This is a genomic window from Streptomyces sp. DG1A-41 (assembly GCF_037055355.1).
Classification (GTDB): Bacteria; Actinomycetota; Actinomycetes; order Streptomycetales; family Streptomycetaceae; genus Streptomyces.
The window spans coordinates 126,795-144,029 of record NZ_CP146350.1 but is presented as its reverse complement, the minus strand read 5'-3'; the positions used below and the strand labels follow the sequence as shown (position 1 = coordinate 144,029).

At 73.3% G+C, this 17,235-nt stretch carries 15 protein-coding genes and 1 pseudogene; 5 read left to right on the top strand and 11 right to left on the bottom strand.

What is annotated here, in order from left to right; translation table 11 throughout:
• Positions 1-230: 230 nt before the first annotated feature.
• From V8690_RS00745 to V8690_RS00735, 3 genes are all read right to left on the bottom strand, one after another.
• On the bottom strand, positions 231-794 hold the full coding sequence (locus V8690_RS00745) for a hemerythrin domain-containing protein (protein ID WP_338775354.1): 564 nt from the start codon (positions 792-794) through the stop codon (positions 231-233).
• A gap of 79 nt (positions 795-873) precedes the next feature.
• Positions 874-1,407: a DoxX family protein gene (locus V8690_RS00740; RefSeq protein ID WP_338775353.1), complete on the bottom strand. Its 534-nt coding sequence runs from the start codon at positions 1,405-1,407 to the stop codon at positions 874-876.
• 63 nt (positions 1,408-1,470) lie between these two features.
• Complete coding sequence (locus V8690_RS00735) at positions 1,471-2,655, bottom strand: amidohydrolase (RefSeq protein ID WP_338775352.1); 1,185 nt, start codon at positions 2,653-2,655, stop codon at positions 1,471-1,473.
• Positions 2,656-2,953: 298 nt separating this feature from the next.
• Between V8690_RS00735 and V8690_RS00730 the strand changes: the two genes are divergently transcribed.
• Positions 2,954-4,432: an ornithine decarboxylase gene (locus V8690_RS00730; RefSeq protein ID WP_338775351.1), complete on the top strand. Its 1,479-nt coding sequence runs from the start codon at positions 2,954-2,956 to the stop codon at positions 4,430-4,432.
• Positions 4,433-4,606: 174 nt separating this feature from the next.
• Here V8690_RS00730 and V8690_RS00725 read toward each other — a convergent pair whose 3' ends face one another.
• From V8690_RS00725 to V8690_RS00705, 5 genes and pseudogenes are all read right to left on the bottom strand, one after another.
• Positions 4,607-5,983 carry a carbohydrate-binding protein gene (locus V8690_RS00725; protein WP_338775350.1) on the bottom strand — a complete coding sequence of 459 codons (1,377 nt, stop codon included), beginning with the start codon at positions 5,981-5,983 and terminating at the stop codon, positions 4,607-4,609.
• A 297-nt stretch (positions 5,984-6,280) separates the two neighbouring features.
• Positions 6,281-6,490: a hypothetical protein gene (locus V8690_RS00720; protein ID WP_338775349.1), complete on the bottom strand. Its 210-nt coding sequence runs from the start codon at positions 6,488-6,490 to the stop codon at positions 6,281-6,283.
• Positions 6,491-6,593: 103 nt separating this feature from the next.
• Positions 6,594-7,357 (bottom strand): annotated as a pseudogene (locus V8690_RS00715) (metallophosphoesterase).
• The gene (locus V8690_RS00710; protein WP_338775348.1) at positions 7,354-7,641 is read right to left on the bottom strand and encodes a BON domain-containing protein; all 288 of its coding nucleotides are present in this window, start codon (positions 7,639-7,641) and stop codon (positions 7,354-7,356) included. Before V8690_RS00710 ends, V8690_RS00715 begins: the two are co-directional and overlap by 4 nt.
• Before the next feature lie 16 nt (positions 7,642-7,657).
• Positions 7,658-8,335, bottom strand: coding sequence for a nucleotidyltransferase family protein (locus V8690_RS00705; RefSeq protein WP_338775347.1), 678 nt, complete (start codon positions 8,333-8,335; stop codon positions 7,658-7,660).
• A gap of 418 nt (positions 8,336-8,753) precedes the next feature.
• Between V8690_RS00705 and V8690_RS00700 the strand changes: the two genes are divergently transcribed.
• Both V8690_RS00700 and V8690_RS00695 read left to right on the top strand, forming a co-directional pair.
• Positions 8,754-9,338 (top strand): hypothetical protein, encoded by a 585-nt coding sequence (locus V8690_RS00700; RefSeq protein WP_338775346.1) that lies wholly within the window; start codon positions 8,754-8,756, stop codon positions 9,336-9,338.
• A 16-nt stretch (positions 9,339-9,354) separates the two neighbouring features.
• Positions 9,355-13,692: a cation-translocating P-type ATPase gene (locus V8690_RS00695; protein ID WP_338775345.1), complete on the top strand. Its 4,338-nt coding sequence runs from the start codon at positions 9,355-9,357 to the stop codon at positions 13,690-13,692.
• A 72-nt stretch (positions 13,693-13,764) separates the two neighbouring features.
• Here the strand turns inward: V8690_RS00695 and V8690_RS00690 are convergent, their stop codons facing one another.
• The gene (locus V8690_RS00690) at positions 13,765-14,214 is read right to left on the bottom strand and encodes an SRPBCC family protein (RefSeq protein ID WP_338775344.1); all 450 of its coding nucleotides are present in this window, start codon (positions 14,212-14,214) and stop codon (positions 13,765-13,767) included.
• 95 nt (positions 14,215-14,309) lie between these two features.
• Here V8690_RS00690 and V8690_RS00685 point away from each other — a divergent pair, with 95 nt between their 5' ends.
• Positions 14,310-14,762, top strand: a complete 453-nt coding sequence (locus V8690_RS00685) for an NAD(P)H-dependent oxidoreductase (protein ID WP_338775343.1) — start codon at positions 14,310-14,312, stop codon at positions 14,760-14,762.
• A 5-nt stretch (positions 14,763-14,767) separates the two neighbouring features.
• Here V8690_RS00685 and V8690_RS00680 read toward each other — a convergent pair whose 3' ends face one another.
• A complete protein-coding gene (locus V8690_RS00680; RefSeq protein ID WP_338775342.1) occupies positions 14,768-15,895 on the bottom strand; it encodes a YihY/virulence factor BrkB family protein in 1,128 nt (375 codons plus the stop codon).
• A 310-nt stretch (positions 15,896-16,205) separates the two neighbouring features.
• On the bottom strand, positions 16,206-16,406 hold the full coding sequence (locus V8690_RS00675; RefSeq protein ID WP_338775341.1) for a hypothetical protein: 201 nt from the start codon (positions 16,404-16,406) through the stop codon (positions 16,206-16,208).
• A 62-nt stretch (positions 16,407-16,468) separates the two neighbouring features.
• Between V8690_RS00675 and V8690_RS00670 the strand changes: the two genes are divergently transcribed.
• Complete coding sequence (locus tag V8690_RS00670; protein WP_338775340.1) at positions 16,469-17,101, top strand: GNAT family N-acetyltransferase; 633 nt, start codon at positions 16,469-16,471, stop codon at positions 17,099-17,101.
• The last annotated feature ends 134 nt before the right edge of the window (positions 17,102-17,235 follow it).

Below are 17,235 nucleotides of genomic sequence, written 5' to 3'. Positions count from 1 at the left end.
AGAGGGGACCCCCGAGTCGGATCCATCCGCCCCTCGCCCGCCGCCCTCACACCTCCCAACCGCCCTCAGCCTCCTGGTATTTGAGGCCGGGAGTGTGGTTGATCACAGCTGTCGATCACGGGCCTCGCCCAGCCCGCGTCACGTGACGGCGGCCACACGGCACAGCGAAAGGCCCGTCGCCGAGGCGACGGGCCCTTCTCCGGTACGGCGGTGTGCGGTGGCGGCTCGCTCTACTCGGACTTGCCGCGACCGGTCAGCGCGTCGCGCAGCCGGTCGATCATCCCGGTGCCCGGAGCCAGGAGCTTGTTCGCCGGAGGCTTGTCGGGTGCGGCGGGGTGGGGCCGGGTCGGGGCGGTCTTCTTCGCGTTCCGGACCTTTTCGCCCAGCTCGTTGAGCGCGTCCATCGGACAGGCCTGCCGCAGCGCCGGGAAGAGGTTGCCCTCCTCGTCGGCGATGTGCGAGCGGATCTCGCTCATCAGCATGCCCATCTGCCGGTCGAAATCGGCGTCGCCCGGGTCACAGCCCTCCAGATCCTTCATGATCCGCTCGGCCGTGGCATGGTCCTCGAGCTCCCGGTCGGCGAGGGCGTCCCCGTTGGCCACGTGCTCGCGTACGGCCGGATAGAGGTAGGCCTCCTCGGCCACCGAGTGCCGCACCAGCTCGATCGTGACCTGGTCCGCGTACATCTTGCGGTCCTGGTGACCGGGCGGCAGCCCCTCGATCTTGCCGAACATCTCCTCGACTTCGCGGTGATCGGTCACCAGCTCCTCGATGACGTTTCCTCCGTGTCCCATGTCCTTCACCTCCAGCCCCCCGGGTCCCCAGGGCCCCAGGGGGCTAACGCGCGGTCGGTTCGCCCCGCCCGTTGATCAATCAGACCGGGAGCTTGGCCCGGACACGCCCGGCCGCCGCGGCCGGGCCCGTGGTGGTACGTACGATGCGCCGCACCAGACCCGTGTTCCGCCGCAGGCCACGGGCGGCGTGGGTGCCACGCCACACCACGGAGGGGCGTGCGCCGGTGTCGTCCGCGGCGATCAGCAGCCCGCCGAGCATGGACATGTTCTTGAAGAAGTGGATCCGCTGCTGGGCCCGCTCCGAAGGATCCTCGGCCTCCCAGAAGCGGTGCCCCGCCAGCGTCGTCGGCACCAGCGTGGCCGCTATGGCCAGCGCGGCCGGACGCGGCATGCGCCCGGTGGCCAGCATCAGCCCGGCCACGACCTGCACGGCACCGTTCAGCCGTACGACCTGCTCGGTGCGGTCCGGCAGCGCCGAGACGCGTTCGGTGACTGGTTGTACGACAGGCTCGGCGACCGGGGCGACCTCCTTCGGCTCACGGACGGAGTTCAGGCCACCCGTCAGGAACATCGAGGCCAGCATGGGACGGCCGAGCACGCGCAACAGACTCATGGCCCTCTCCAGAGTGTCGGTGGGTACGGCGTCCGCCGGGTTCCCCGCCAGGGGCGGAAGCACTCACCCGGTTCGCGCCGCCCGGTGCCGCGCCCATGCCTCCTCGCGCAGCTCCTCGGACAGCAGGACGTCCACGGCGGTGCACGCGAGGGCCTCCGTCGCGGCTGTCAGCACCTCGCGGGCGCGCGGAGAGGCGGCGGCCTCGGCGAACTCCGGGGTGTGGTCGGAGCCGCCCTCGTCCATGATCGCGACGAACGGGTGGATGGCGGGCACCCGCGAACTGACGTTCCCGATGTCGGAGGACCCCAGGTACACGCCGGGCACGGGCGGTGACAGCGGGATCCCGGCCCGGGACAGATGCGCGGCGAACCGCTCGGACAACGCCTCGCTGTCCCGGAAGTGCTCGTAGCGCACGGTGGCCTGCTCGACCTCGGCGATCGTGCCCGTGGCCCGGGCCACGCCTTCGGCGCACTCCCGCAGCCGTTCCGTGAGGTCCCCGAGCGCCGGCGTCGTGACCGCGCGCAGACCGAACAGCCCCTCGGCGTACTCCGGGACGATGTTGGTGGCGGTGCCGCCATGGGTGACGATGCCCTGCACGTGCGAGCCCTCCGGCAGCCGCCGCCCCAGCACGGCCAGCACGTTGAAGAGCTCCACCAGCGCCGCCAGCGCGTCGATGCCCTCCGTCGGGTTCCCCGTGGGGTGCGCGGCCCGGCCGTGGAAGGCCACCCGGTACTGCACCTGCGCGGTCAGCGGCGCCCGCGCCCAGCTGTGGACGCCCGGATGGAACATCAGCGCCGCGTCGACGCCGTCGAACACCCCGGCCTCCACCTCGAGGGCCTTGCCGCCCCCGCCCTCCTCAGCCGGCGTGCCGACCGCCAGCACCGTCCCGGCGGACGCCTCCGGCACGGCTCCCACCGCCAGTGCGGCTCCCAGGCCCGCCGCGGCGATCAGGTTGTGGCCGCACGCGTGGCCCAGGCCGGGCAGGGCGTCGTACTCCAGCAGCAGAGCCACCGCGGGCCGGCCCCGGCCCGAGCGCGCCGTGAACGCGGTCGGCATCCCGGCCACGCCGCGCTCCACGGCGAAACCAGCCCGTTCCAGCTCACCCGGCAGCAGGGCCGCCGCCCGGTGCTCGGTGAAGGCGTACTCGGGCTCGGCGTGCAGCCGCGAGGCCACGTCCCACAGCACGCCGGCCCGGGCCGCCACCTCCTCACGGACGGCTTTGTACACGTCGTCGAGCGTGCGCTCCACAGAGACCTCCCCGGCGTCGCCTGCGTGTCCCCGACCGGGTTTCACCGCCCGGTGCGGCGACACCCGCCGCGTCTTCGTCTGGTGCGGTCGTGGCCCTTGGCGGGTTTCGGCCGGCCGCGACACTCACAGCGTTGCGACCGGTGCCGCTGCGCCCTGGAGCGGGTCGCCGCCCCGTGCCGTGACACCACCCCGCGTTTCGACCGGTGTCCGAGTGCAACACAGTCGGTGTACCCGCCGGGCCACGACAGTGTGGACGCCGCGGCGGTGGCTGGCTGGCGGGCCGGACCTGGGAGGAACCATGGACCACTCGCGCGTGCCCGTCCTGGAGGCGCTGGAGGACTTCCGGCGCCGCGGCGACATCGCCTACGGCCCGCCGGGCCACAAGCAGGGCAGGGGAGTGGACCCCCGGGTCGCGGAGATCGTCGGGCTCGACGTGTTCCGTTCCGACGTGCTCTCCCTCAACGGCCTCGACGACCGCCGCCAGTCGCAGGGCGTCCTCAGCCGGGCCCAGGAGCTCATGGCGGACGCGGTCCACGCCGAGCACGCGTTCTTCTCCACCTGCGGCAGCTCCCTGTCCGTGAAGACCGCCATGCTGGCCGCGGCCGGGCCGGGTGAGAAGCTGCTGCTGTCGCGCAACGCCCACAAGTCCGTCATCGCGGCCGTCGTCGTCAACGGCGTCGAGCCGATCTGGGTGCACCCGAAGTTCGACACCGAACGGCACCTGGCCCACCCGCCCGAGCCGGACGACGTCCGCCTGCGGCTCCGGGAACACCCGGACGCCAAGGGCATGCTGCTCATCACGCCCACCGACTGGGGCTCCTGTGCGGACATCGGGGGAGTGGCCCGGGTGTGCCACGAGTTCGGCGTGCCCGTCATCGTCGACGAGGCCTGGGGCGCCCACCTGCCGTTCCACCCCGCCCTGCCCGCCTGGGGCATGGACGCCGAGGCCGACCTCGTGGTGACCAGCGTGCACAAGATGGGCGGGGCGGTGGAGCAGAGCTCCGTCTTCCACCTCCAGTACGACCGCGTGTCGTCCGAGGTCCTGAAGCAGCGGGAGGACCTGCTCGGCACCACCAGCGCCTCCTCCCTCGTCTACGCCACGCTCGACGGCTGGCGCCGCCAGATGGTCGAACAGGGATACGAACTCCTGGAGGCCGCCATCCGCCGCGCCGAACGCGTCCGGGCGGCGGTCGCCGAGCTGCCGGGTCTGCGGCCCATGGGGCGGGAGGTCGTGGAGGACGGGCTCGCCGCCGACCTCGATCCGCTCAAGCTCGTCATCGACGTACGCAAGCTCGGCATCAGCGGGATGCAGGCCGCGGAGTGGCTGCGCACCCACCGCCACGTGGACGTCGGCGGCTCGGACACCTGCCGCATCAGCGCTTCGATCACGTACGCGGACGACGACGAGACCGAGACGGTCCTGGTGGACGCGCTGGCCGCGCTCGTCGAACGGGCGCACACCATCGAGCGGCGGCCGCCGGTCCACCTGCCCGAGCCCTCGGCGCTGGAGCTGGAGCAGGCGATGCTGCCCCGCGAGGCGTTCTTCGCCCCGGTCGAGCACGTGCCCGCCGAGCGGGCCGCAGGACGGATCTCCGCGGAGATGATCAGTCCCTATCCGCCGGGCGTTCCCGTGGTGGCGCCCGGGGAGGTCATCACCGACGAGGTCCTGGACTACCTGCGCAGCGGCGTCGAGCACGGCGTCCTCATCCCCGACGCGGCGGACTCCTCCGTCCGCACCCTGCGCGTCGTGGCACGCGGGTCGACCGCTCACGCCTGAGATCCTGGGCATCCGCCGGACACCGGCACGGCGCCGGCCGCGCTGTGCACCCGCTGCTTCCGCGCCCACGACCCGTTCGTGGCCACCGCGTACGCCCTGCCGGCAGAGGAGGAGCGGGGCCCGCCCGGCACCGGCGGCACGGAACACGCCGGCACCGGACAGCCTGACCCTTCGTCACACCCGCTGCCACAGGGCTGGCGTGCGGGCCGGCGCCCACCCGCCGTGAGCCTGGTGGGCCTGGAGGCACTGGTAGCGCACACCTGCGTGGCTCACGGTCGCCCCCGCCTCGTAGACCCGGCCCGCGGACCACGGCTGCGCGACGGCGTTGTCCTGCGGCGCCGGTGCGGGGGCATCGGCCGCAGCGGTCTTCAGAGTGAGGCCGAAATCGCTGAGCAGCGGGTTGATGGGCTGGTAGAACGTGGTGCCGCCGGTTGTGCAGTCGCCGGTGCCGCCGGAGGTCACGCCCTGCGCCTGGACGCCCGCGACGAACGGCCCGCCGGAGTCGCCGGGCTCGGCGCACACCGTCGTCTGGGTCAGCCCGTTCACTGTGCCCTCGGGGTAGCTGACGCTGGTGTCGTGCTGCTCGACCTTGCCGCAGTGCCAGCCGCTCGTGGAGCCGGAGCGGCAGACGGCCGCGCCGACGAGCGCCTGGACCGAGCCGGTGATCCGCACCTTCTGCTCGCCCTCGCCCTTCACGTTCGGCGTGGCCGTCCACTGGTTGTTGACGGCCACCCACGACATGTCCTTGCCGGGGAATGTGGAGGCCTGGAAGGTCCCCTGCTCCGCCTGGTCGAACCCGGTCGTCCTGGCGCCCTGCTTGCCGCAGTGTCCCGCCGAGGCGAAGCCCTCCTGCTCGCCCTTGGTGACGGAGAAGCCCACGGAGCAGCGGGCGGTGCCGTCGACGTGGTAGGCGTCGCCGCCGGTGATGTCCGCCATGAGCCGCGGCCGGTTCGCCGTCACCTTGACGCCCACGCTCTTTCCGTCGAGGCCCGCGGCCTTGACGAACGCGGTCGCCGCGGCCTCGCTGCCGGCCTGCACCACGACCCGGTTCGCCGGGACGTCGACGTACCACAGGGGCGTGTCCCGGGTGCTGACCCGGGCCGCGGCCGCGTCCAGCCTCTCTTTCTCCGCCTTCAGGTCGCGCAGCGACTTCTTCACGACGGCCGCCTTCGCGCCCTGCGCCTCGATGGCGGCCACGTCCGCGGTGTCCGTCGTCGCCACCACGAGCTCCTGCGACGTCGTTCCCCGCAGCCAGGCCCCCGCGAACCGGTCGCCCAGGGCGTTGCGCAGCAGCCCGGCCCGGGTGCCCGCCTCCGCCTCGTTGACCAGCCGTCGCGACGCCTGGGCCGGGGTCAGCCGGAGGTCGCGCTCCAGGGCGCGCAGCACCGGAGCCGACGGCCGGTCGGCGCCGAGCGTCTGGGAGGCGGTGGGCAGGGGGCCCGCCGCGGGGGTCGGCTCGGCCGCCGCGGCGGAGGGGAGCCCGGGGGCGACGAGCAAGCCGAGCGCGGTCAGGGCCGCCCGGCGGCCGGTGACGGCATGCCTGTGGACCATGCGACTGTCTCCTTCGATCACGGATGTAGCTACCGGCAGAGCCTTAGGTCTTGCCTGAACGGCCTCGCGCGATGTCCACGGCGGCCCCATTTGCGCGCTTTGGTGCGGTGAAGGGCGCCAAGTGCAGTACGGCGACCGCCCCGCGTCTCCCATGGACTTCTGGCCGGGCGAACCCGCCACCGTGACGAAGGACGCGGCCGTCGAGATGGTGCCCCCCGGTTTCGTGATGGCCGAGACGGTCCGGAAGCCGACCCGGGCGTTCTCGCGGCCCAGTTCGACTCGGACGCAGCCAGTACTTCATGTGCGGTACGTCTCCCAGCCGGCCGGCTTCGCGGTGCCGGTCCCGCCGCCGGCGATGAGGTACAGGTGAAACTCCGCGCCGACCGTGCTGGACCGCGGGTCGTCGAAGTCGTCCTTGGCGCGGTAGCCGTCCCAGGCGTCCGTGGAGACCTGGGACGGCGCGGTCAGGCCGAACCTGCGCTGGGAGACGCACACCTGCTGGGGCATCACGTGCCACAGGATCGTCGGCGGACGCCGCGTGTCGCGGGACCCTGACGGGACATGCGAACGCCGCCGGCGTTGGCCGGCGGCGGATGGGGGACCAGGCTGTCTAGTGGGCCGCTTGTACCGCGGCCCCGGTGGTCGCGTGGTCGCGGACGGGCAGATGGTAGACGTGGAAGGCCCGCCCGATGACCGGCTGGGCGACGTTGCGCACCCGCACGCCGCCGCTCGTCATGCCGTGCTCCGTGCCGGCGTGCGCGTGCCCGTGCACCGCGAGGTCGGCACCGGCGGTGTCGATCGCCTCGGCCAGCAGATAGCTGCCCAGGAACGGATAGATCTCCAGCGGCTCGCCCGCCAGCGTGTCCGGGACGGGGAGAAGTGGGTCAGGGCGATCCGCGCGTCACAACCCTCCTCGCCCAACTGCTCCAGGGACGTGCGCAGGCCGTCGGCGCACCGGCGCGAGTACCTGACGAACTCCTTCATGACCGGCTCGCCGAACTCGCCGGCGCAGCGGCCGACGAAGCCGCCGCCGAACCCCTTGGTGCCGGCCACGCCGATCCGCGCCCCGCCGCTGACCACGACCGTCCCCTGCCCCTCCAGGACATGGGCGCGGGCGTCGCGCAGGATGGCCGTGACCTCGTCGGGCCGGTCGTCGTGATGGTCGTGGTTGCCCAGCACGGCGACCACCGGAACCCCGAGGTCCCGGACCTCCCGGGCCACCACCCGGGCCTCCTCGGGGGTGCCGTGCCGGGTCAGGTCCCCGGCCAGCAGCAGCAGGTCGGCGCACTCGGGCAGGGTCTCGAAGGCGGGGCGGAGCAGGCCCTGGTCGCCGGACCCCATGTGGATGTCTCCGACGGCTGCGATGCGGATCATGCGAGTTCCTCCGCGTGGTCGGGGGAGGACGTCTCGGTGACCACGAGGTCGCTGTGCACCGGGACGCCGGGGAGCTCGTCCTGGGCGGTGCGCAGGATCTCGTCGCGGCAGGGCGCCGAGGGCACGGTGCCCGTGAGCAGCACCGTCCGGCCGCGAGCCTCGACCCGTACGCCCAGTTCACCGAGGTCACCGGAGGCGAGGCGGTCCTGGAGGTGGGCGATCCGGTATTCCAGGTTCTGTTCCGGCTCCTCGCCGCCCGTGTGCTGTGAGCCGTGGGTAGTCATGGGTGTTCCTTCCGCATCAGATGACGTTCAGGCGCTCCAGGAGGAAGAAGAAGGCGGCGGGCATGGGCGCGTCCCCGCACTCGCGCCGTACCCGCTCCCAGTCGACCTTCTCGCGCAGGGCACGCGCGATGGGCAGGGCCGCGCCGAAGTCGCAATGGTGCTCGGAGAAGGCGGCGATCAGGCTCCACAGCAGGTCGGTCGGGGCCAGCACGGGCATGCGCACCGAGTCGACCGAGACCTCCTCCGCCCGCTCCAGCAGGTCCGCGCCGACCGGCCGGTGCGCCAGCTCGAAGATGATGTCCACCGGCTGGCCGAAACACGTGGCCTTGATCAACCAGTCCTCCGGCGGGGTGTAGACCGTCAGCCCGGCCTCGCGGAGCGTGGCCGCCACCGCGTCCGCGTCCTCGGGGCGGATGGCGAAGTCCACGTCGTGCTGGAGGTTCTTCTCGCCGCCGTGGGCGTAAGCGGCCACGCTTCCGGCCAGCGCGAACAGGTGCCCCTTGCGCTTCAGCAGGGCACCGACCTGCTTGGCCGCCTCCAGGATCGCCTGGTTGCGGTCCAGGGGAAGCTCCTGCGGCGGCTCGTCGGCCTGCGGGTCCTGTGGTGGCGCGGGCTCGGGCTGGTCCGGGGCCAGCCGGAAATCGGGGATTCCCGGTCGCCGGACGAGCGTCGCGTCATCACCGTTCTGCGTCATGACCACTCCATTCGCCGAACCGGGCACCCGCCGCCGCGCGGTGCCCGGACCCGTGACGGCCTGCGTGCCTGCTCTGAGTACCCGGAGCTGTCGCACCGACACGGAAGGGTTCGAAGAGCGCCGGGCCGAGGGCCGGTGTCCGCCGACGCAGGCCGGGACGGCTGCCGACCGGCGCCCTGCCGCCTCCCCGAACCCCGTCACGCCCCGGGTCGGTGCGCCACCACGGCACACCCCCGGACGTGTCACGCAGCGCGGGCGGCGTCCACGACGGCGTGACCGTCCTGCGGGACCTCGGCCGAGACCTCGGCTGAGCCCTCGGCGCAGAAAGAAAAGCGCTCGCTCCAGCAAAGTCGGAATATGGGGCAAAGAGCTGGGAAACCGGTTGAAGCCGCTGGACAACGCGCTTGTGGAGGTCGCCATGAACCAGGAGACATCACATTCGCCCGATCTTCCGCAGCCGTTGCGGGCCGTCGCCTCGGGGCTGAGGCATCTGCCGGGTGCGGAGCAGGTGGGCAAGGTGGCCGGAGACGCCCTGGACCGGATCGGCGCGGTGTCGCCGCGCGGTCGCCGGATGGCCGTCTACGCCGGTGCCGGAGTGCTCGGCGTGGCCGGAGTGGTGGAGTGGCCGGTGGCGCTGACCGGCGCGGCAGTCGCCTGGCTGACGCAGCCGAAGCCCGGACAGCGACCCGACGGCGCGTCAGCGAACGGCGGCACAGGGACCGAACAGGCCAAAGAGCACCGCTCCGGAGCCGGCGGTGAGGGCGGGCCGGACGATCAGGACACCTCGGACTACGGCCCCGGCGGGAAACTCGCCTCGTCCCACCACCGGCACGACCGGCCGGAGCACCACGTCCACGAACAGCCCGCCAAGGTGGGCGACACCGCCACCGCCTCCGCCCTGAAGCAGGTCGCCGAGGCCACCGCGCACCACGGACCGCACGGCGAGGAGCCGGACCGGGAGCAGACCCATCGGCACGGACACGACAGCCGGCCCACCGGCTGAGTCGGGACAACAGGTGATGTTCACACGCTTCGACGTCGCCCCGCTCGTCGGGGCCGTGGCCGGGGCGGCGGCAAACGCCGCCCGCGGCACCGCTCAGGGAGTGACGTCCGTCTACGACACCACGCGGCGGGTCCGCAACGTCGCGCGCAACGCCCTGTCCGGCGAACAGCACTGGAGGGCGGGACAGCGCCTCCACATCGCCCTGCGGCGGTCCGACGGCGACCTCGGGGGCCTCGCCCGCAAGGTCGCCGGGGACCTGCTCGACCACCCGGACGTGCTCGCGGCGTACTGGGACGAGGGACTGTCCCGCCTGGTGGTCACCGTGGCCGAGGACGCTGTCACCGACCGCGTCAGCGAGCGGGCCGCCGCGCTCGCCACCCGCCTCGGCCTGACCGAGGGCGCCGACCCGGTCGCCCAGGAGGCCACCCACCCCGGCGACCCCGGCGAGGTGCGCGTCACCGCGGCGGCGGTCCTGCTGGACGCCGCCGGCGCGGCCGGTGCCCTGGCCGGGCGGTCCCTGCGCCTGCCGCCCACCTCACGCATCGTCACCGCCACCGTCACGCTGCTGCGGGAGAACCCCCGCTTCCGGGCCCTGCTCCGGCAGCGGTTCGGCACCTCCGGCATGGAACTCGTCCTCGCCGCCGCCAACGCCGTCACGCACGGCGTCGGCCAGACCCCGCTGGCGCTCGTGCTCGACGGCCTGCTGCGCAGCAGCCAGCTGACCGAAGCCGTGGCCAGGGCCGCGGCCTTCGAGGCACTGCACGACGACATCTGCCACGAAGGGCGCACCAGCCTGCCCTGCCCCACGGACACCCGGCCGCCGCTCAAGGTGACGCCCGCCCAGGAGTACGCCTCCCACGCCAGCACGGGAAGCCTCGCCGGCGCCGCCGCCACCCTCCTCGTCACGCACTCCGCGAAGGAAGCGGCCGAAGCCGTCCTCGCCGGGTCCCCGAAGGCGGCCCGGTACGGACCGGCCGCCTTCGCCGCGACCCTCGGCACGTTCCTCGCCCACGCCGGGATCCTCGTACGCAGCGGGGAGCGCCTGCGCCAGCTGGAGATCGCCGACGCCCTCGTCCTGCACGCCGACGCCCTGCGCAGCCGGCGGCAGGACGCCGAAGGCGACTCCGACGGACTGCCCGACGACCCGATCCATCCCTATGCCGAGGCCGTCCTCGACGCCGCCCGCCGGGCAGGACTGCACGTCGTGATCGCGGCCGGCTCCGACCTGAAGGACATCACCCGGCTCGCCGACGAGGTCGCCCCGAGCAGCAAGCCGTTCGGAGACGTCGTACAAGCCCTCCAGGACGACGGACACGTCGTGGTGACCGTCGCCCGCCTGCCCGAGTCCGGCGACGGGCACGTGGCGGCCGGGCTGCCCGCCGGCGACGTGGCCATCGCCCTCACCGACGGCCGGGCGGCCGTCTCCTGGGGCGCCGACGCGCTGGCCCCGGGCGGACTCGCCGACGTCTGGCGGCTGCTGACGGCGATCCCGGCGGCCCGGCGTGTCGCACGCCGCTCGCAGACCCTGGCCCGCGCGGGAGCGGCCCTGTCCGGGCTCCTGGTCGCGCGCGGCGGGCAGCCCCCGGGCCGCCGGCTGCTGTGGCCCCTCACCCGGCACGCCCCCGTCAACATCGCCGCCGCGAACGCCCTGCTCACGGGCTGGCTCGAAGCCACCCGGGTAGCCCGGGCCACCCCGCCCCCGCCCCGGCTGCACATCCCCTGGCACGCCCTGGAACCCGACGAGGCCCGTGACCGGCTGGGACGGCCCCGCCACGACGGCGAGCCCAGCGGACTGGCCCTGCTCGCCGACCGCTCGCGGCAACGGGCCGCTCGCCTCGGCCGCCACCCGGCCGTGGCCCCCGTCCGCTGGACCTGGCAGGCGGCCGGCGCCGTACGCCGCGAACTCGACGATCCGCTCACCCCCGTCCTGGCCACGGGCGCCGTCGCCTCGGCGCTGCTCGGCTCGCTCGTCGACGCGCTGCTGGTCGTCGGCGCCATGGACCTCAACGCCGTGACGGGCGGACTCCAACGGCTGCGCGCCGAACAGGCACTGGCCCGGCTGGCCGCCCGGCAGCAGCCCAAGGCCCGCAAGCGGGACGGCCGCAGGCGCACCGTCACCGTCGACGCCGCCCGGCTGCGCCCCGGCGACGAGATCACCCTCGGCGCCGGCGACGTCGTGCCCGCCGACGCCCGGCTGCTCGACGTCGACGGTCTCGAGGTCGACGAGTCGGCGCTCACCGGCGAGTCCCTGCCGGTCACCAAGGCCGTCGAGGCCACCCCCGGTCTGCCCGTGGCCCAGCGCACCTGCATGGTGTTCGAGGGCACGACCGTCGTGGCCGGACGCGCCACCGCGCTCGTCGTGAACACCGGCGACCAGACCGAGGCGGGCCGCGCCGTCACGCTCGCCGCCCGCACCCCGCCCCCGGCCGGCGTCCAGGCCCGGCTCCAGGAACTGACCCGCAAGGCACTGCCGGTCACCTTCACCGGCGGCGCGGCCGTCACCGGGCTGTCCCTGCTGCGCGGCAGCCCCGTACGACGCGCCGTCAGCGGCGGTGTCGCGGTCGCGGTCGCCGCCGTACCCGAGGGACTCCCGCTCGTCGCGACGGTCGCGCAGATGGCCGCCGCCCGCCGGCTGTCCCGCCGCGGCGTCCTGGTCCGCACCCCACGCACCCTCGAGGCGCTCGGGCGGGTCGACACCGTCTGCTTCGACAAGACCGGCACCCTCACCGAGAACACACTGCGCCTGGTCCGCGTCGCCACGGCCGACGGCACCGTACTGCCCGTGGACACCGAACAGGCCGTGCCGATCCTGCGCCTGGCCGCGCGTGCCTGCCCGCAGGAGGAGACGGGCCAGGGCCGGCGCGTCGCGCACGCCACCGACGAGGCCGTCCTCGACGTGGCCCCGCCCGACCAGGGCTGGACACCGACCGGTGAGCTGCCCTTCGAGACGCGGCGGGGCTACGCCGCGGCGGTCGGCCGCGACGGCGACCCGGACTTCGGCGAGCTCCTCGTCGTCAAGGGCGCCCCGGAGACGATCCTGCCCGCCTGCCGGGACCTGCCCGACGACGCGACCGACACCGCCCACGAGCTGGCGGGCCAGGGCCTGCGCGTCCTCGCCGTCGCCCGGCGCCCCTGCCGAGCCGACGACGCCGACGCCGAACTCGACGCGCCGCTCGCGGACCTGGTCTTCAGCGGTTTCGTCGCCCTCGCCGACGTCCCGCGCGAGACCTCGCAGGCCCTGCTCACGGAACTGCGCCGCTCCGGCATCCTGCCCGTCATGCTCACCGGCGACCATCCGCAGACCGCCCGCGCCATAGCCCTTCAACTGGGCTGGCCGGAGGAGACCGAGGCGGTGACCGGCGACGAACTCGTCGCCATGGAGCGCCGCGAACGCGTCCGGGTGCTGCGGGGTGCGGGCGTCATCGCCCGGGTCGCACCCGAGCAGAAGCTGCACGTCGTGGAGGCCCTGCAACAGGCCGGGCGAGTCGTGGCGATGGCCGGTGACGGCGCGAACGACGCGGCCGCCATCCGCGCCGCCGACGTCGGAGTCGGCGTCGAGGCCCGCGGCTCCGCGGCCGCCCGCAACGCCGCCGACCTCGTGCTCACCTCCGGCGACCTGTCCGTCCTGGTGGACGCGGTCGCCGAGGGCCGTGCCCTGTGGCGCAGCGTCGCCGACGCGGTGAGCATCCTCATCGGCGGCAACGCCGGCGAGGTCGGCTTCAGTGTCCTCGGCACCCTGCTGGCCGGCGCCTCGCCCCTGTCGACGCGGCAGCTGCTGCTGGTCAACCTGCTCACCGACATGTTCCCGGCCATGGCGGTGGCCGTCACGCCGAGCGACGACCCCTCGACGGCCGAGCACGCCGCGACCGGGCCGATGGGCCTCGACGCCCTCGGCACGCCGCTGCTGCGCTCCATCCGGCGCCGGGGCATCACCACGTGCCTCGGCGCGGTCACGGCCTACCTCATCGGCCGCCTCACGCCCGGCACCGAACGCCGGTCCACCACCATGGCCCTGTGCGGCGTGGTCGGCGCCCAGCTCGTGCAGACCCTCTCCGGCCGGCGCCAGAGCCCGCTGGTGTGGGCGACCGCTCTTGGCTCGGCCGCCGTTCTCGCCGCCCTCGTCCAGACGCCCGGCGTCAGCCACTTCTTCGGCTGTACCCCGCTGGGCCCCGTGGGCTGGGCCGGTGTGGCCCTGGCCATCGCCCTCTCGGCCCTGGCCCCGCGCCTGGAACGCCTCCAGGCGGTCCACACCCTCTACGACGCCGCGGCACGACTCGCCCTGCGCCTCAACGACCTGGGTCAGCAGGTCCGCGAGCGGCTTCAGAGCGGGGTGGCCCGGCCGGTGCGGGCGTAGCGGACGACGACAGAAGGCGGCCCGCCACCACGTGCGTGGTGGCGGGCCGCCGTCCTTGCCCGAGCAGACCTGTCAGACCTCGCCGCGCCAGGCCCCGGTCTCCGTCCCACGGGCCTCCATGAACTGCTTGAACCGCCGCAGATCACCGGAGACCTGCCGCTTGACGAACCCGAGCTTGTCGCCCACGGTCTCGGCCACGCCGCCGGGATCGAAGTCCATCTGGAGCATGACCTTCGTCGTGTCGTCCTGGATGCGGTGGAAGGTGACCACACCGGCCTGCCGGGCGTCGCCGTTCACGGTGGTCCAGGCGACGCGCTCGTCGGGGATCTGCTCGGTGATCTCCGCGTCGAACTCCCGCTCCTGGCCGCCGACCTTCGTCACCCAGTGCGTCAGGGTGTCGGTGCGCTGCTCGATGCGCTCGACGCCGTCCATGAACCGGGGGAAGTCCTCGAACTGCGTCCACTGGTTGTACGCGGTGTGCACCGGGACTCGGACCTCGATGGATTCCTCAACCTGTGACAAGGCGGTACCTCCCTTTCTCGTACGGCGAGCGACGGACGGGTACCAGATCTCGCGCCGGACACTCATAGTCGTCACGACTTGTAAGGTCGGGGGACGTGGCCACCTTGCTGATCGTCCATCACACGCCCTCGCCCAACTGCCAGGCGATGTTCGAAGCCGTCGTCTCCGGGGCGAGCGACCCCGAGATCGAGGGCGTCCGGGTCGTCCGCGTGCCGGCGCTGGCCGCCACCGTCTCCGACGTCCTCGCCGCCGACGGCTACCTCCTCGGCACCCCCGCGAACCTCGGCTATATGTCCGGCGCCCTCAAGCACTTCTTCGACCAGGTCTACTACCCCTGCCTGGACGCGACCCGCGGCCGGCCCTTCGGCTACTGGGTGCACGGCGGGAACGACGTCACCGGAGCCGTGCGGGGCATCGAGTCGATCACGACGGGCCTCGGCTGGCGCCGCGCCGCCGAGCCGGTGACCGTGACCGGCGAGCCCGGCAAGGGCGACGTCGAGAAGTGCTGGGAACTGGGCGCGACGGTCGCCGCCGTACTCATGGGCTGAACGGGTCAGGTCCCTTCCATACGGCGCCGGTCCTCTTCGTCCCACGTCCGGGTGTCACGCGGCTGCGTGTACGGCTCGGCCTCGGGCGGATGACCACCGGCGATGGCCCGCTGCCGGGCCGTCTCCGCGTCGAACTCCAGGCCCAGCAGAATCGCCAGATTGGTGATCCACAGCCACACCAGGAAGACGATGACGCCGGCCATCGTGCCGTAGGTCTTGTTGTACGAGGCGAAGTTGGCCACGTAGATCGCGAATCCGGCCGAGGCGGCCATCCAGATCAGCAGGGCCAGCATGCTGCCCGGCGTGATCCAGCGGAACCCCTTCACCTTGGCGTTCGGGGTCGCCCAGTACAGGATCGCGATCATGATCGTGACCAGCACCACCAGAGCGGGCCACTTCGCGATCGACCACACCGTCAGCGCGGTGTCCCCGATCCCGAGTGCGGTTCCGGCCTGCCGGGCCAGCCCGCCCGTGAAGACCACGATCAGCGCGCTGATCACCGCCATCACCATCAGCACGATCGTCACTCCAAGCCGCACCGGCAGCAGCTTCCACACCGGCCGGCCCTCGGGCATGTCGTAGACGGCGTTGGCGGAGCGGATGAACGCCCCCACGTAGCCGGAGGCCGACCACACCGCGAGGACGAGACCGACGATCGCCATCAACGAACCGATTCCGGCGTTGCCCTGCAACTGCTCGACGGCCCGGGTGATGATGTCGCGGGCCGCGCCCGGGGCGAAATTCTGGACGTTCTCGAGCACCTTGTCCGTGGTCGACTTGCCGGTGATGCCCAGCAAGGACACCAGCACCAGCAGTGCCGGGAACAGCGCCAGCACTCCGTAGTACGTGAGCGCGGCCGCCCGGTCGGTCAGCTCGTCGTCCTTGAACTCCCGCAGGCTCCCCTTCAGCACCGCACCCCACGACTTACGGGGGAGGTCACTCGGGCTGTCCGGAGCCGCCCGCTCCACTTCGGGCCCCGGGCCGGGCTCCTCATCCGCCCTCGGCGCGGGCCGCTGCGCAGCACCAGCCGGCCCTTCCGCGGCCGGAGCGGGAGCCCGGCCGGGGGTGGAGGCCCGAGGCGGAGCCTCCGTCGGGTGATGTTCTTTCCGTCCAGGAATGTGCAATTTAACCATGTGACCCGGGTAACCCCGGGCTGGGCAGTTAAGCCGCCCTCGTTTTGCCGGCGTCGGCTGTCCAGGCGTGCGTCACCCACGCAGGGCGAGCGCCCGCTGTTCCAGCGCCTCCGACAGCACACGCACGGCCTTCGGCCCGATCCCGTGCAGCGGGACACGTTCCGCCCGGAGCGCTGTGCCGCTCCAGCGTCGTCACGACGGCCCCGGGGCCTGACGATTCCGGCGGGCAGATCGCCACCGGGGCTGTCGGCCGCCACCGCGGCGATCCGCTTCGGCGCGCGGTGGAACCAGGCCGCCCGGGCCAGGGCGTTCAGGCCCTTGCAGTCGATGTCGGCGAGCGGCACGCGGAAACCGGCAGGCGTGCCCCTGCGCACGAGGCGCTCACCGGCCGATGCGCGGCCTGGGCGGCGTCGGTCTGCTCCTGCGGCACATACGGCTGCATCCGGCCCTCCCTCGTCACCGAGGCGAAGCCCTTGCCCCGCACGGAGAAGGTGACCATGCCGGAGTGCATGGCCCCGGGGAGCTCCCCGCACGGGGTTGAGGGAGCGCTCCCCTCCACGGCACGATGCCGCCGTGACCACACTCCCCGCCATCCGCCCGTACCGCCCCGAGGACCGCCCGGCCCTCGAGGACATCTGCGTCCGCACCGCGCACCACGGCAAGGACAGCCGCCCCCACTACACGGACCCGGGCGTCTTCCCGGCCACCTTCGCGGCTCCGTACGTCCATCTGGAGCCGGAACTGGCCTTCGTGCTGGACGACGGGCAGGGGCCGGCGGTCGGCTACATCCTCGGCACGGCGGACACCCCGCGCTTCGCCGAGGCCTTCCGCACCACGTGGCTGCCGCTGGTCGCCGAACGCTACCCGCAACCGCCCGAACCGCCGCGCACCCCGGACGAGGCGATCGCTCATCTGCTGCACCACCCCGAACGGATGGTGGCCCCGGAACTGGCCGCCTATCCGGCGCACCTGCACATCGACCTGCTGCCCGACAGCCAGGGGCGCGGCCACGGACGCCGCCTGATGCGGACGTTCGTGCAAGCCCTCCAGGACAGGGGAGTGCCGGCCGTCCACCTGGCCATGGCCACCGCCAACACCCCGGCCAGAGCCTTCTACGACCGCATGGGCTTCCGCGAGATCGACGTCCCCGGGGACGGCTCGGTCACCTACCTCGGACGCGCCACGAAGGAACTCGACCGGCTGTGAGGGCCGCCTCTGTCGGGGCGTCTCCGTCGAACGGATCGAACGCGCCAGGACGAGCGGAAGTGGCGCAATCGAACGTTGCCGACCCGTGCCATCGAGCGCAGCCTGTGCCTTGCGGGAGCGCTCCCACATGCCCC